The organism is Sphingomonas sp. RIT328 (assembly GCF_000632225.1).
GTDB lineage: Bacteria > Pseudomonadota > Alphaproteobacteria > Sphingomonadales > Sphingomonadaceae > Sphingomonas > Sphingomonas kyungheensis.
Genome location: NZ_JFYV01000029.1, coordinates 1 through 14817, shown reverse-complemented (window position 1 = coordinate 14817; position 14817 = coordinate 1). Strand labels below are relative to the sequence as shown.

Sequence of the window (14817 nt, the reverse complement as noted above, 5' to 3'; positions counted from 1 at the left end):
CGGCCTCGCGTCGCCGGCACGGCGTGACGCGCAGGCATATGCGATCCCGCGGTCACCCGCGGGTCGCGTCGCCCGTCGCCAATCTGCTGGAGCCCTAGCGTCTCATTGTGAGGGAACCGCATGCGCGTCCTCCCTCGATGGCGGCGGGGCGGCGGGGGCGTCGCGGTCGGCGATCAGCTGGCCGCCGGCGCCGTAATTCTCGGTCGAGACCTCGTCGATCACGACCTGGACCGCGGCCGGGTTCTTGCCCAGCCGCGTCACCAGCGATGCGGTGACGTCGGCGACGATCCCCGCCTTCTGCTCGCGCGTGGCGCTGCCCGCCAGTCGGATCGAGACGAACGGCATCAGGCCTGTCCGTCCGCCGCGTCGGCGTCGGCATGGGCTTCGGCTTCGGCAGGAGCCTCCTCGTCGGCGAACCAATGCTGGCGCGCCGCCATGATGATCTCGTTGCCCTGCTCGTCGCTGAGGCCATATTCCGCGAGGATGCCGCCCTTCGGCTCGGGGCGCTTGGGCGCGTCCTCGTTGCGGCGGCGCGGTTCGACGCGCTTCTTCTCGACCAGCTCGTCGGTGGCGAGATCGGCGAGATCGTCGAGCGTCTTGATCCCCGCCTTGCCGAGCGTGACCAGCATCGCCTCGGTCAGATAGGGCATGTCGATCAGCGCATCCTCGACGCCGAGCGCGATCCGCTCCTCGCGATTGGCGGCCTCGCGGCGATCGAGCGCTTCCTGCGCGCGGCTCTGCAATTCCTGGCCGAGGTCCTCGTCGAAGCCCTCGATGCCGGCGATCTCGTCGAGCTCGACATACGCGACCTCCTCGAGCGCGCCAAAGCCTTCGGCGACGAGCAGCTGCGCCAGCGTCTCGTCGACGTCCAGCTCGTTCTGGAACATCTCGGTGCGCTCGGTGAATTCCTTCTGGCGCTTCTCGCTCGCATCCTGCTCGGTGAGGATGTCGATCGCCTTGCCGGTCAACTGGCTGGCGAGGCGGACGTTCTGGCCGCGGCGACCGATCGCGAGGCTGAGCTGGTCGTCGGGGACGACGACCTCGATCCGCTCCTCTTCCTCGTCGATCACGACGCGGCTGACCGACGCCGGCTGCAACGCATTGACGACGAAGGTGGCGATATCGGGAGACCAGGGGATGATGTCGATCTTCTCGCCCTGCATCTCCTGCACGACGGCCTGGACGCGGCTGCCCTTCATGCCGACGCAGGCGCCGACCGGATCGATACTGCTGTCGCGGCTGATGACGCCGATCTTGGCGCGGCTGCCCGGATCGCGCGCGGCGGCCTGGATTGTGATGATGCCGTCGTAGATCTCGGGCACTTCCTGCGCGAACAGCTTCTTCATGAAGTCGGGGTGCGCGCGGCTGAGGAAGATCTGCGGGCCGCGGTTCTCGCGGCGGACGTTGAGGATCAGCGACCGGATGCGGTCGTTGACGCGCACCACTTCGCGCGGGATCTGCTGGTCGCGGCGGATGACGCCCTCGGCGCGGCCGAGGTCGACGACGACATGGCCGAATTCGACGCGCTTGACGACGCCGGTGATGATTTCACCCTGGCGATCCTTGAACTCTTCATACTGGCGGTCGCGCTCGGCGTCGCGCACCTTCTGGAAGATGATCTGCTTCGACGCCTGCGCCTGGATGCGGCCGAATTCGATCGGCGGCAGCGGATCGACGATATAATCGCCGACGACCGCGCCCTTCTGGAGCTTCTGCGCCTGATTGACGTCGACCTGCTTGAAATAATCGTCGACCGCCTCGACCACCTCGACGACGCGCCACAGCCGCAGATCGCCGGTGTTGGGATCGAGCTTGGCGCGGATGTCGTTCTCGATGCCGTAGCGCGTCTTCGCGGCGCGCTGGATCGCCTCTTCCAGCGCCTCGATGACGATGCTCTTGTCGATCATCTTCTCCGAAGCGACCGAATTGGCGATCGCGATCAGTTCCGCGCGGTTGGCGGTGGCGACGGTGGCCATCTTACTGCTGTCCTTCGTTCAGGGCATGGGTGTCGTTGCTGTCGGTGTCGTCGGACACCTCTTCGAATTCGTCGGCGCCGTCCGAAGACAAAGGCGCGGTGGCGGCGAGCAGCCGGTCGGTGATCGTCAGCTTGGCGTCGTGGACCTGGTCGAGCGCGACCGTCATCGGCTGGTGGCCGCGCACATCGATCGTCACCCTGTCGCCGTCGATGCCGACGATGTCGCCGGTCAGGATCTTGCGGTTGTCGATCTTCTCGACGAGCGTGATCTTCGCCTCATGCCCGGCCCAGTTGGCATAGTCCTGCGGGCGGGTCAGCGGCCGGTCGATGCCGGGCGACGACACCTCGAGCCGATAGGCGTCCGGAATCGGGTCCTTGCCCTCGGCTTCGAGGGCGTCGAGCCGGTCGGAGATGCGGCGCGACAGGTCGGCGCAATCGTCGATCGTCAGCTGGCCGGTGTCGGGGCGCTCGGCCATCACCTGCAGGGTCGGGTCGGACTTGCCGCCGAACATCTTCACGCGCACGAGGTCGAAACCCAGCGCGCGGGCCTCGGGTTCGATCAATTGCGTGAGAAGGGCGATGTCCGCCATGCAGGCTCCAGAAATCATGCGGCTGCCCGCCGCCGGGAAAGGATTGCGGCTGCCGCCGCGGGAATATGCGTCTTCGCCGCCGCGGGGGAGATCCTCCGCAGCCTCTTTCACCTGACGATGTAAGAGAAGGCAGCCGTCATATACGCCGACCTGTCGGGCGATACAAGCATCCATCGTTGTCGCCGGAGCGTTTGCGACCGGGTGTATCCGGGAGACTCACATGCGCCTCACTCTGCTCGCCACCCTGCCGCTCGCCTTGCTCGCCGGTGCGGGCGCCCCTTCGATCGCGGCAGCGGGGCAGGCGGGGGAGACGCCGCCCTCGGCCAAGCCGTTCCGCGAGACGGTGATCGCCGATTTCGTCTCGCCCTGGGCGATCGCCTTCCTGCCCGACGAGCGCATCCTCGTCACCGAAAAGGCGGGGCAGATGATCCTGCTGTCCGCCGACGGCAAGCGCCGCCAGACGATCGCGACGCTGCCCGTCGACAGCGCCGGGCAGGGCGGGCTGATGGATGTCGTTCCCGCGCCCGATTTCGCGACCAGCCGGCGAATCTATTTCAGCTATTCGGCGAAGGGCGCGGGCGGCAAGGGCGTCGTGCTGGCGCGCGGCCGGTTGCGCGACGACGGCCGGGGTGGCGACCGGCTCGGCGAGATCGAGGCCGTGTTCCAGGCGCGGCCGTTCGTCGCGGGGGACGGCCATTATTCCGGCCGCATCGCCTTTGCACCCGATGGCCAGTCGCTGTTCTTCACCAACGGCGAACGGCAGAAGTTCACGCCGGCGCAGGATCCGCAGGCGACGCTCGGCAAGGTGTTGCGGCTGACGCTCGACGGCAAGCCCGCGCCGGGCAACCCGCTCGCCGTCAAGGGCTTCGCGCCGGAGGTATGGAGCTATGGCCATCGCAACCTGCTCGGCATCGCCTTCGACGGCGCGGGGCGGTTGTGGGAGCAGGAGATGGGGCCGAAGGGCGGCGACGAGCTCAACCTGATCCTGCCCGGCCGCAACTATGGCTGGCCGACCGTATCGAACGGCAGCCATTACGACGGCCGCGACATCCCCGATCATGCGCCGGGCGACGGCTATGAGCCGCCCAAGGTCTGGTGGAACCCGGTGATCTCGCCGGGCGGGCTGATGATCTATTCAGGAAATCTCTTCCCGCAGTGGAAGGGCGATGCCTTCATCGGCGGCCTGTCGTCCCAGTCGCTCGTCCACGTCGACCTCGACGGCCAGACCGCGGGCAAGGCGGACCAATGGCCGATGGGCGCGCGCATCCGCGACGTAGACCAGGGGCCCGACGGCGCGATCTGGCTGATCGAGGACGGCGGCAAGTCGGCGGGGCGGTTGATCCGGTTGACGCCGCGGTAGGGGGCGGATCGGCCGAACGTGGCCTCTGTGAACAGGGAGCATGGTCTTCAATGACTGTGTTCCTGCGAAAGCAGGAACACAGGGTCAAGCAGACAACGCCATGTAGCGTTTGCGGCCCTAGGCTCCTGCTTGCGCAGGAGCACTGACACGGTTTTGCCGAGGCCTCGAACCGATGTGGAGAGACGGTTTGCCTTGCACCGGTCATCGCGTCTCCGGCGCCGCTGTTGTTGGCGACGCGCCATGGAGCGCCTATCACCGCCGCATGACGACACCCCCCAAACCCCTGATCGGCCGCGACACCCGGTTGTGCATGTCGCTGTCGGCGCGGCCGAGCAATTTCGGGACGCGCTTCCACAACCGGCTCTACGAGCTGTGCGGCCTCGACTATGTCTACAAGGCGTTCACCACCACCGATCTGCCCGCCGCGATCGGCGGCATCCGCGCGCTCGGCATCCGCGGCTGCGCGATCTCGATGCCGTTCAAGGAAGCGGTGATCCCGCTGCTCGATCGCCTGGAGGGATCGGCGGCGGCGATCGACAGCGTCAACACGATCGTCAACGACGATGGCCGGCTGACGGGCTACAACACCGATTATTCGGCGGTGCGCACGCTGGTCGAGCAGGCCGGCATCGATCCGGCGGCGCGTGTGATGCTGCGCGGTTCGGGCGGGATGGGCAAGGCGGTGGCGACGGCGCTGCGCGATGCCGGGCTGACCGATGGCGTCATCGTCGCGCGCAATGCCGAGCGCGGGCAGGCGCTCGCCGCCTCGGTCGGCTGGCGCTGGGCTGCGGAGGTGGCGGCGGAGCGCGCCGACCTCCTCGCCAATGTCACGCCGCTCGGCATGGAGGGGGCGGATGCGGATGCGCTCGCCTTTCCGGCGGAGACGATCGCCGCGGCCGGGATCGTCCTCGATGCGGTGGCGCTGCCGCCCGACACGCCGCTGCTCCGCGCCGCGCGCGCGGCGGGCAAGACGGTGATCACCGGCGCGGCGATCGGGACGTTGCAGGCGCTCGAACAATTCGTGCTCTACACCGGGGTGACGCCGACCCCCGAACAGGTCGCCGAGGCGGAGCGGGTGGCGCGGGGGTAAGACCTGAGAGATGCCGGTCGGTCCGAGCTACTCCCGCACGATCAGATAGTTCATCCGCGCGCTGGCAATCGGGCGGGCGCGGTCGTCCTGCCAGGCCAGCGCCTCGACATTGGCGATCCGCGTACCGAGCCGGGTGACGATCCCCTCGGCATGGGTCGGCTTGTCGCGGCCGCCGCGCATGAAGTCGACGGTGACGTTGACCGGCTTGATCCGCCCGCCGCCCTCACCGGCGAGCGCATGTTGCAGCGAGACGATCGCCGCGACCTCGAGCAGCCCGGCGATCGCGCCGCCGTGCAGGAAGCCGGGCCGGCCGAGCACCGCGTCGCGGAACGGCAGCAGCAGCGTCGGCGCGGCGCCGTCGCGCGGGGTGAGGGTGATGCCGAGCAGCTCGGCATACGGCGGCAGCGCGTCGAGCGGGCTCATGCCGCGCGGTCCATCAGCATGAAGGTGCCCGCGACCTGTGCGAGCGGATCGTCGGGCGTCTCGTCATAGGCGATGCCGCGGACGAAGGCGATCGAGCGGGTCAGCCGCAGGCATTCGCCGCGGCCGATCACCGTCCGCCCCGGCACCGCCGGCCGGAGATAGTCGACCCGCAGGTCGAGCGTCGCCTGCGGCGCGAACCGGTCGCGCTTGACCCACACGGCGATGCTCGTCGCCATGTCCATCAGCGCGATGATCGGGCCCGACGCCAGCACGCCGCTCGCCGGATCGCCGATCAGCGCGTCGCGATAGGGCAGGGCGAGCTCGACCCAGCCGGGCCCTTTCGCATGATAGACGATGCCGAGCGCACCGGCATGGCCGCCGAAGCGGTGCGCCATGAATGCGTCGATGTTGAAGCCGCTCATCGCATTGTCTCTACACGCCATCCGCAGTAGCGCAACGCACCGGGGTAGCGTCCGAGGCCGGATCGGGCCCCCTGCTGTGGGAGAGAGTCTTGCACGATCGCGTCACCCTCGCCGTCGCCGATGGCATCGCCGACGTCCGCCTCGCCCGGCCTGACAAGATGAACGCGATCGACCCGGCGATGTTCGAGGGCATCGGCGCGACGATCGATGCGCTCGCCGACCGCCGCGACGTGCGCTGCGTCGTGCTGTCGGGCGAGGGACGCGGCTTTTGCGCCGGGCTCGACATGGCGAGCATGGCGCAGGGCGGATCGGGCGTCGCGACGACGCGCAACGCCGCCGGCGCGATCCTGCCGCAGCATGTCAGCTGGGGCTGGCGGCAATTGCCGATGCCGGTGATCGCTGCGGTGCACGGCGTCGCCTTCGGCGGCGGCTTCCAGATCATGGCCGGCGCGGACATCCGCATCGCCGCGCCCGACACGCGCTTCGCGATCCGCGAGCTGCATTGGGGGCTGGTGCCCGACATGGCGGGCTTTGCGCTGTGGCGCGGATCGGTGCGCGACGACGTGCTGCGCGAATTCGTCTATACCGCGCGGGAATTCGCCGCCGACGAAGCGCTGGCGCAGGGCTTCGTGACGCGGCTCGACGCCGATCCGCTGGCGGCGGCACTGGCGCTCGCCCGCACGATCGCCGGGCGCAGCCCGCCGGCGATCCGCGGTGCCAAGCGCCTGCTCAACATGGCGCATGATGCCGATCCGCGGACGATGCTCGCCGCGGAAACCGAGGAGCAGCTCAAGGTGATCGGCCGCCCGGCGATGATGGAGGCAGTCGCCGCCAATCTCGCCAAGCGCCCGCCGGTGTTCGACGATTGACCACGGAGGCAGCGCCCGGTCCCACCCCCCTCTCCCGGTGGGAGAGGGAGGAGACGGCGAAGCCGGCGATAGGGTGAGGGCAGGGCGGAACGCCGCCTGCGATCCGTTAGAGAACCACTGTCTCCGGCTTCGCCTCGTCGATCGCCGCCAGCACCATCCGCTCCCACACCGCCGGGTCGCCGGCCGCGGCCATCCTGCGGTCGGGTTCGCGCAGTGTGCGCAGCACCGCGCGCGCGTCATCGAGATAGTCGCGCCACGCCCCGTCGACCTGATCGCCGGCGCTCTCGGCATCGCCGCCGGCATTGGCGCTGATCCGCTGCCCGGCGAGCACGCGGGCGATCCGTTCGGGCAGCGGGGTGGTGGAAACGTCCATGGCAGTCTCTCCTCTGGGGGAGTCAATGCGCCACGCGGCGGCGGGTTGCCCCGAACGCAAACGGCCCCGCAGGATCGCGCCTGCGGGGCCGTTCGAATATCCATGCGACGCGACGCAGGTGCGCCGCAGCCGATGCGGCTTAGCGCGCCGCGCCGGCGCCCTGGCCGCGACCACCGCCGCCGCCCGAGCGACCACCACGACCACCGCCGCCACCGCCACGCTGGCCGCCACGGCTCGCATTGGCGTAGTTGCGCGTCGCGGTCGGCGCGTGCGTCGCCCGCGGGCGCGCCGGCTGACGCTGGCCACGCGGCAGGTCGGCGCGCGGCGCGGGATCGGCGCCGATCGCCTTGACGCGGGTCGCCTTGATCTCGTTTGACAGCGCGGTGAAATTGTCCGGCAGCGGCCGCACCGTCACCTTCTGGCGGGTCAGCTTCTCGATGTCCTTCAGATAGGCGCGCTCGTCATCCGCGCAGAAGGCGATGGCGATGCCGCTGTTGCCGGCCCGCGCGGTCCGCCCGATGCGGTGGACATATTGCTCGGCGACATTCGGCAGCTCGAAGTTGATGACGTGGCTGACCCCCGACACGTCGATGCCGCGCGCGGCGATGTCGGTGGCGACCAGCACCTTGGTCTTGCCGTCCTTGAACTCGCCGAGCGCGCGCTCGCGCTGGCCCTGGCTCTTGTTGCCGTGGATCGCATTGGCGGCGATGCCGTTGCCGGCGAGCAGCTTCACGACGCGGTCGGCGCCATGCTTGGTGCGGGTGAAGACCAGCGCGCGGTTGATCGTCGGATCCTGCAGCGTCAGCGTCAGCAGCGCCTGCTTCTCCGTCTGGTTGACGAAGGTGACATATTGGTCGACGCGCTCGGCAGTGGTCGAGGCGGGGACGACCGACACCGTCTTCGGCTCGTGCAGGAACTGGTTGGCGAGTTCGCGGATCGCCACCGGCATCGTTGCCGAGAAGAACAGCGTCTGGCGCTTGCGCGGGATCATCCGCACGATCTTCTTGAGCGCGTGGATGAAGCCGAGGTCCATCATCTGGTCGGCTTCGTCGAGCACGAGGATCTCGATCATCGACAGGTTGCACATGCCCTGTTCGACGAGGTCGATCAGGCGGCCAGGCGTGGCGACGAGGATGTCGACGCCGCGGCTGAGATCCTGCCGGTTCTTGTTGATGCTGGTGCCGCCGAACACGGTCGCGACCGACAGCTTGCTGAACTGGCCGTAGCCGCGCGCATTGTCGGCGATCTGGCTGGCGAGTTCGCGCGTCGGCGCGAGGACGAGCATGCGGACGTGGGTCGGCAGCACGCGCTTCTGCGCGGCGGCGAGTCGCTGGATCGACGGCAGCACGAAGGCCGCGGTCTTGCCGGTGCCGGTCTGGGCGATGCCGAGCAGGTCGCCGCCTTCGAGCAGGATCGGGATCGACTGCGCCTGGATCGGCGTCGGGTTGGTATAGCCTTTGGCTTCGAGCGCGCGGACAAGCGGCTCGGCGAGGCCGAGATTGGCGAAGGTCATGAAACAACTTCCAAAACGGGCCCAACCCGCGCGCCGGTGTCCGGACCGGACACGGCTCGCAGGGGGCGGGGAAAACTGACACCCCGCGTGAATAGGGAAGCCCTGAGCATATCGACCGAGGCGGAGCCGGGGGTGGCCAGGCCAACCCGTTCACGCTGCATGACGCCTCGATGCAGCGGATGTGCGCTGCATTGCGGCAAAAGTCAAGGTGCCGGGGGCTGGTGTTGCGGGTCCGACACGATCTGACCGATATGGATCATTAAGAAAGATGCAACCATGGCGACGACTTGACAGGTTTGTGACCATATCTGACACATTGCATGGGTCAGCCGGAGCGGGAGAGCCGTCCGGTACGATCAGGGGGAAATACTGTATGAGCCACACGCCGCTGCGTCGCCTGTCGCGATACGTCCTGCTCGCCTCGACGGCGATGATCCTCACGCCGGTAGCGGCGCAGGCACAGGCGAGGACGTCCGATCTGCTCGACGGGCTGAAGACGGCTGCCCCGATCGCCGCGCCTGCGGCGCGCGAGGTTCTGCTGCAGCCGCCGCATGCTCAACCCCAGATCGTCATCTCCGATCCCGGCACGCCCAAGTCGGATCTCGACCAGGGCGTCAACGGCGTCGGGCAGATGATCATCGACCAGACGCCGACGGATCAGAACTACAAATATATCTACATGTGCACAGGCACGCTGATCAATCCGCGCACGGTTCTGTTCGCGGCGCATTGCGTCAACGAAGCACCCGACGGCACCGCGATGAACCCGTGGAATTACGGCACGGCGGCCGGGCAGTTGCCGATCGGGTTCGGGTTCGAAGCCAATACTCGGCCCGGTGTGCAGAACTGGCTTTACGGTGGTCATGCGACCAACGCCGACAATCATTTCTACAACGTCAGTCAGGTCGTCTATAACTCGCAGTCGCTCGCCTTTGGCATGAACAAGAACTTCATGCAGGCCGACATCGCGCTGGCGACCACCGATACGCCGGTTCCCGACGTGCCGACCTGGACATTGCTGTTCTCGCCGCTCCCGGCACCCGCAGCGATCGACGATACCACCGGCACCGGATATCACGTCACCGTCACCGGCTATGGCAAGAACGGTACGGGTACCACCGGCAGTACCGGCGCCATCGACTTCCGTCGTCGCGTCGCCGAAAATTATATCGGTGTGCTCGGCTCGATCGACGATTTCTATTACGGCCTGTTCGGCGGCAATGCCGGTTTCCCGGCCAACCTGTATCAGCTCGACTTCGACGACCCGACCCGCAAGGCGCCGGGCGATTATAATCTCTTCAAGGACAAGGCGCTGCCGCACGAAGGCCTGACCGCCTCCGGCGATTCGGGCGGGCCGCTGATCCTCGATCAGACGTTCAAGCGCGGCGGCACCAACCTATCGACGGTGATCGGCGTGCTGTCGGGAAGCTACACCTTCTCTGGCCAGAAATCGGCGGGCTACGGCACGACGTCCTTCTACCAGCCGCTATATCTCTATTGGGACTATATCGTCGCCAACAACCCCTATCGCTATGTCGGCGCAGTGGCTGGGGACGGCAAATGGAGTGACGCCAGCCACTGGGTCACCCGGCTCGATCCGGCCTATCAGATCATCGCCGACGGCCAGCTCGTCAATGGCGTGCCGACGACGCCGGGGCTCGGCACCGCCAACGATACGCAGAACAAGTTCGGGCAGGTGTGTGACCAGGAACCGCGCATCGGCTACGACCAATGCTACGATCTCCACACCGGCGTCACCTATGTCGACGGCAAGCCGGTCGCCGCCACGCAGCAGGGCGAGGCCGATGGCGGCCGCGCGGCGGGGACGTGGATCGGCTCTCCATCCAGTGCCGCGGACGCCAGGACCGCAGCGCTGCCGACGCCGACGCTCGCCAACGGCCTGCCCGGCGCGACCGGCTTCGTGCCCGACAATATCGATCCCGATGCCGCGACGCAGCGCAGCGGACGCTATTTCGACGTGACGCTGGCTGCGGCCGGTACGACGACGCTCGATACCGCGGCGACGGTCGACCAGTTCACGATCAGCGGCGATGCCGCCAAGCTGGCGATCACCCGTGCGGGGTCGCTGACCAGCCTGATCGCCGTCAACCAGTATAGCGGCACGGTCAGCGTCGACGGCCAGCTGTCGACGCCGGGCGATTACTTCCTTCTGCAAGGCCTGCTCACCGGCAGCGGGCGGATCAACACGCCCTATCTCACCAGCGTCGCCGGCCTGATCGCGCCGGGAACGCTGGGGACGATCGGCACGCTGACGATCGGCGGCAATCTCATCCTCGCCTCGGGCAGCCGCGTGCTGATCGACGTCGGGCCGAACGGCACGTCCGACCGGATCGCCGTGGTCGGCACCGGCGCCGACGACGGCTTTGCCGCGCTAGGCGGCCGCGTCGGGCTGGCGCCGGTCGCCGGCCATATCCTGCGCTACAATGATCGCTACACGATCGTCACCGCGACCGGCGGCGTCATCGGCCAATTCGACGGGGTCGTGCCGATCTCCGCGATCCTCAAGCCGGAGCTGCTCTATTCCGATACGGCGGTGCAGGCGCATGTCGTCGCCGGCAGCTATGCGAGCGTCGTCGCCAACACGCCGATCCAGACCGCCTTCGCCGGATTGCTCGATCGCGACCGCGGCCAATATGCCAGGCTCGCCGGCCTCTACGGCGTGCTCGATCTCCAGAATGCGGCGACGATCCGCACGACGCTGGAGGGGCTGGCGCCGCGCACCACGCCGCTCGTCCAGGGCATGGGCATCGTCGCGACCGACAATGTCGCGCGCTATTACCGCCAGCATCTCGGCGCGATCGACGCGCGCCAGCCGCTGTCGGGGACGCTGACGATGACGGGCCAGCCGCTGCAATTCGCCGCGCTGATGGCGCGCGATCTGCCGATGGCGCAGGCCACCGCGAGCGACGCCACCACCACGGTGCGCGAAAACGTGCTGCCGGAGAACGTCAACGTCTTCATCGCCGGCGGCTATGTCGACGGCAGCAGCCGCAGCCTGCGCGACGCCAGCCCGGCGGGCGGGCGCGACTCGTTCGACGGCTTCTACGTGGTCAGCGGCATCGAGACGAAGGTCAGCGACACCAGCGTGCTCGGCTTCGGCTTCGGCTTCACCAAGCTCGACGGCACCACTGGAGGCGTCGCGCAGCATGCGGTCGGCGAGCTGTTCCAGGGTACGCTGTTCGGCAAGGCGCAGGGCAGCCGCGGTCAGCTGCTCGACGCGCAGGTCAGCGCCGGCGTGTTCCAGGCGAGCACGCGGCGCAGCGTCGCGCTGGCAGGAATCGGCGAAACGCTGCGCAGCCGCGACGACGCCTTCGCCCTGTCCGCCGAAGTCGGCGTCGGCCAGCAATTCGATCTTGCCGGCCTGCAGGTCGGTCCGCGCCTCGCCGCCCGCGTCAGCCATATCGGCTTCACGCCGACGGTCGAAACGGGCGGGGACGGCGCGCTGCGCTTCGATCGCTACTCGCTGGACAGCGCCCAGGCACGTGCCGGTGTGCAGATCGCCGGCGGGGAGGCGATCAAGCCGTTCGGCTCGGTCTATTACGTCCATGATTTCGAGGATCGGCCGGGCGTGTTCACCGCCAATTTCATCGGCGGCACGCCCTCGGCGGCCTTCCGGCTGGCGAGCCAGGATCATGACTGGGTCGAGCTGACCGCGGGCCTGTCCTACACCACCGACCGTGTCAGGCTATCGCTCAGCGCCGACACCACCGCGCTGCGCCGCGACGTGCGCAACCAAGCCTATCATGGTGCGGTGACCTTCAAATTCTGATCCGGCCGGGTCGCGCCCGCCGCAGCGAAATCTAAGCAGCGGCGGGATCGACTATAGCTTTGGAAGAATGGCCCATCGCCCATAGCGGGCCGCGGTGCCACGACAGACATTGAGGCGGTTGGAACCTCGCGCCGTCCGGTGCCGATATCCAAGGAACGCGCGTCGTGCGGGATGACGGCCTTGCGGTACGCTTTGCGAGGGGGGCTGCTCGCCATCCGCCCACCAAAGCCTCATCCCACCCGACCACCGCGTCAGGTTGCAGCCGGCGCAATCGTGATGAAATCGGTCTGACACAATCCGACCCGAAGGCGCGGCGATGAGCAGCCCTTCTTATCCCGCGTCCTGCCTGCTCGCGCTGCTGGTCGGTGGCGCGCTGGCGCCTGCGGCGGCGGCGCAGAGCGGCGGCGCGCCGGCCGCGCAGCCGGCGACCCGCACCGCCGCGCCCGCCACCGCGCGCGACGAGGATATCGTCGTCACCGGCCGCGCGGTGCCCGGTGCGGTGATCGGCGACATTCCCGCCGAGAACCGCCTCTCGCCCGCCGATATCGCCGGCTATGGCGTCGGCACCGTCACCGAATTGCTCGACCAGATCAGCGGCCAGACGCAGAGCGATCAGGGTCGCGACAGCAGCAGCGGCCCTGTCGTGCTGGTCAACGGCAAGAGGATCTCCGGCGTCAACGAGATCGGCGACCTGCCGACCGAGGCGATCCTGCGCGTCGACATCCTGCCCGAGGAGGTCGCGCTCAAATATGGCTATGACGCGCAGCAGAAGGTCGTCAATCTCATCCTGCGGCGGCGGATCCGCACCACCGTCGCCAATATCGGCGGCGGCGGCTCGCTGGCGGGGCAGGGCGAGAAGGCCAGGGCCGACGTCACCTATACCCGCATCCACGACAACGACCGGGTCAATGTCGCCGCGCGCGTCGAATCGACGGCGTCGTTGCGCGAGAGCGAGCGCGGCCTGATCTCGGCGACCGGCGCGATCGATCCGACCGGACGGATCGCCGACGACACCGCCTATCGCACGCTCGTGCCGGCGACGCGGACCTGGTCGCTCAACGGTGCGGTCGCGCATCAGGTGAGCGACGCGGTGACCGCCTCGCTCAATGCCGGTGCAAGCTACGCCACCAGCGCCGCCCTGCAGGGGCTGGCGACCGCGACGCTCGACGTCACCGCCGACAATCCCTTCGCCATCAGTATGTCGGATACCACGATCAACCGCTATCTCGACACGCAGGCGCTGCGCCAGGATACCGCGACCGCAAGCGGGCATCTCGGCGCGACGCTCAACGCCGATGTGTCGACGCGGTGGAAGCTGTCGGTGATCGCCAATTACGATCACGGCGACACGCGCACCGTGACCGACCGCGGCTATGATACGGCCGCGCTGCAACAGGCGATCGCGGCGAACGCCATCGCGGTGGATCCGTACGGCCCGCTCTCCGCCGCCTTGCTCGGGCCGTTGCAGCGCGAGCGGGCGGTGGCGCGATCGGACGCCGGCAGCGCCAGCGCCGTGCTGATGGGGCGGCTGTTCGCGATGCCGGCGGGCGACGTCCGTGTGTCGCTGCGGCTGGGCGGCGACGTCAGCGCTTTGCGCTCGTCGACCGCTTATGCCGGCGTCACCCGGACGAGCGCGGCGACGCGCACCACCGGGCGCGGGCAGATCAGCCTCGACGTGCCGCTGACCAGCCGGCGCAGCGGCTTCCTCAGCGGTCTCGGCAACCTCACCGCCAATCTGAACGCGGGTGCGACGCGGGTCGCCGATTACGGTACGCTCGCGACCTTCGGCTATGGGCTCAACTGGACGCCGCGCACCGGGATCAGCGTGATCGCCTCGGTCAACGAAGATCGCGTCGCGCCGACGTTGCAGCAGCTCAATGCGCCGGTCGTCGTCACCCAGGCGCGCGTCTACGATGCGGTGACGGGCGCGACGGTGACGGTGTTGCAGAGCACCGGCGGCAATGCCGCGCTCGCCGCCGACGATCGTCACGTCGTCAAGCTCGGCGTCGCGCTCAAGCCGTTCCCGCGGCGCAATCTGTCGCTTTCGGCCAATTACATCAACAGCCGCACGCGCAATCCGATCGGCACGCTGAGCGGCGCGACCGCCGCGACCGAAGCGGCCTTCGCCGAGCGCTTCACCCGCGACGACACCGGCATGCTGACCGCGGTCGACAGTCGCGCGGTCAATTTCGCGCGCGAGGATCGCGAGGAGATCCGCTGGGGGGTGAACCTTACGGGCATCCTGCGCGCGCCGCGGCGGCCCCATACCGTCGTCGGGCGGCGGCCCCGGCGGCGGGCCGTCGCCCTCGTCCCGTCGCCGGCCTTCGACGACGATATCCTCCCCGGCCGCGGGCTCGCCGGCCGCGGGATCGCCGGCGGGCGGGGGATCGCGCGCCCCGGCCGCGGCCGCCC

At 68.6% G+C, this 14817-nt stretch carries 12 protein-coding genes; 5 read left to right on the top strand and 7 right to left on the bottom strand.

Annotation, left to right across the window (positions count from 1 at the left end; translation table 11 throughout):
- Window positions 1-102 precede the first annotated feature (102 nt).
- Genes BW41_RS13235 through rimP form a run of 3 tightly spaced genes read right to left on the bottom strand, consistent with a single transcriptional unit; the run spans window position 103 to window position 2565 of the window.
- The gene (locus tag BW41_RS13235; RefSeq protein ID WP_037534999.1) at window positions 103-345 is read right to left on the bottom strand and encodes a tautomerase family protein; all 243 of its coding nucleotides are present in this window, start codon (window positions 343-345) and stop codon (window positions 103-105) included.
- Complete coding sequence (nusA, locus tag BW41_RS13230) at window positions 345-1976, bottom strand: transcription termination factor NusA (RefSeq protein WP_037534998.1); 1632 nt, start codon at window positions 1974-1976, stop codon at window positions 345-347. The genes BW41_RS13235 and nusA overlap by 1 nt, the downstream gene beginning before the upstream one ends.
- A gap of 1 nt (window position 1977) precedes the next feature.
- Window positions 1978-2565, bottom strand: coding sequence for a ribosome maturation protein RimP (gene rimP, locus BW41_RS13225; protein WP_037534997.1), 588 nt, complete (start codon window positions 2563-2565; stop codon window positions 1978-1980).
- A gap of 220 nt (window positions 2566-2785) precedes the next feature.
- Between rimP and BW41_RS13220 the strand changes: the two genes are divergently transcribed.
- Window positions 2786-3925, top strand: a complete 1140-nt coding sequence (locus tag BW41_RS13220; RefSeq protein WP_037534996.1) for a PQQ-dependent sugar dehydrogenase — start codon at window positions 2786-2788, stop codon at window positions 3923-3925.
- A gap of 262 nt (window positions 3926-4187) precedes the next feature.
- Window positions 4188-5015, top strand: a complete 828-nt coding sequence (locus BW41_RS13215; protein ID WP_037534995.1) for a shikimate 5-dehydrogenase — start codon at window positions 4188-4190, stop codon at window positions 5013-5015.
- Between the two features lie 27 nt (window positions 5016-5042).
- Here BW41_RS13215 and BW41_RS13210 read toward each other — a convergent pair whose 3' ends face one another.
- Window positions 5043-5438, bottom strand: a complete 396-nt coding sequence (locus tag BW41_RS13210; protein ID WP_037534994.1) for a PaaI family thioesterase — start codon at window positions 5436-5438, stop codon at window positions 5043-5045.
- Window positions 5435-5860 carry a PaaI family thioesterase gene (locus tag BW41_RS13205; RefSeq protein WP_037534993.1) on the bottom strand — a complete coding sequence of 142 codons (426 nt, stop codon included), beginning with the start codon at window positions 5858-5860 and terminating at the stop codon, window positions 5435-5437. The genes BW41_RS13210 and BW41_RS13205 overlap by 4 nt, the downstream gene beginning before the upstream one ends.
- Before the next feature lie 89 nt (window positions 5861-5949).
- On the opposite strand from BW41_RS13205, the gene BW41_RS13200 reads away from it, so the two are divergent.
- Window positions 5950-6729, top strand: coding sequence for a crotonase/enoyl-CoA hydratase family protein (locus BW41_RS13200; RefSeq protein ID WP_037534992.1), 780 nt, complete (start codon window positions 5950-5952; stop codon window positions 6727-6729).
- A gap of 106 nt (window positions 6730-6835) precedes the next feature.
- Here BW41_RS13200 and BW41_RS13195 read toward each other — a convergent pair whose 3' ends face one another.
- Together BW41_RS13195 and BW41_RS13190 are read right to left on the bottom strand one after the other, a co-directional pair.
- The gene (locus BW41_RS13195) at window positions 6836-7102 is read right to left on the bottom strand and encodes a hypothetical protein (RefSeq protein ID WP_037534991.1); all 267 of its coding nucleotides are present in this window, start codon (window positions 7100-7102) and stop codon (window positions 6836-6838) included.
- A 139-nt stretch (window positions 7103-7241) separates the two neighbouring features.
- Window positions 7242-8615, bottom strand: coding sequence for a DEAD/DEAH box helicase (locus tag BW41_RS13190; protein ID WP_037534990.1), 1374 nt, complete (start codon window positions 8613-8615; stop codon window positions 7242-7244).
- A 373-nt stretch (window positions 8616-8988) separates the two neighbouring features.
- Here BW41_RS13190 and BW41_RS13185 point away from each other — a divergent pair, with 373 nt between their 5' ends.
- Window positions 8989-12405 (top strand): autotransporter domain-containing protein, encoded by a 3417-nt coding sequence (locus BW41_RS13185; protein WP_051583491.1) that lies wholly within the window; start codon window positions 8989-8991, stop codon window positions 12403-12405.
- A gap of 316 nt (window positions 12406-12721) precedes the next feature.
- Window positions 12722-14817, top strand: a 2096-nt coding sequence (locus BW41_RS21270) for a hypothetical protein (protein WP_051583490.1), incomplete at its 3' end; no start/stop codon positions are given.

Coding starts and splice junctions, on each gene's coding strand:
- BW41_RS13210 (WP_037534994.1), bottom strand. CDS start 5,438: ATGAGCCCGCTCGACGCGCTGCCGCCGTATGCCGAGCTGCTCGGCATC.
- BW41_RS13235 (WP_037534999.1), bottom strand. CDS start 345: ATGCCGTTCGTCTCGATCCGACTGGCGGGCAGCGCCACGCGCGAGCAG.
- nusA (WP_037534998.1), bottom strand. CDS start 1,976: ATGGCCACCGTCGCCACCGCCAACCGCGCGGAACTGATCGCGATCGCC.
- rimP (WP_037534997.1), bottom strand. CDS start 2,565: ATGGCGGACATCGCCCTTCTCACGCAATTGATCGAACCCGAGGCCCGC.
- BW41_RS13220 (WP_037534996.1), top strand. CDS start 2,786: ATGCGCCTCACTCTGCTCGCCACCCTGCCGCTCGCCTTGCTCGCCGGT.
- BW41_RS13190 (WP_037534990.1), bottom strand. CDS start 8,615: ATGACCTTCGCCAATCTCGGCCTCGCCGAGCCGCTTGTCCGCGCGCTC.
- BW41_RS13205 (WP_037534993.1), bottom strand. CDS start 5,860: ATGAGCGGCTTCAACATCGACGCATTCATGGCGCACCGCTTCGGCGGC.
- BW41_RS13195 (WP_037534991.1), bottom strand. CDS start 7,102: ATGGACGTTTCCACCACCCCGCTGCCCGAACGGATCGCCCGCGTGCTC.
- BW41_RS13215 (WP_037534995.1), top strand. CDS start 4,188: ATGACGACACCCCCCAAACCCCTGATCGGCCGCGACACCCGGTTGTGC.
- BW41_RS13185 (WP_051583491.1), top strand. CDS start 8,989: ATGAGCCACACGCCGCTGCGTCGCCTGTCGCGATACGTCCTGCTCGCC.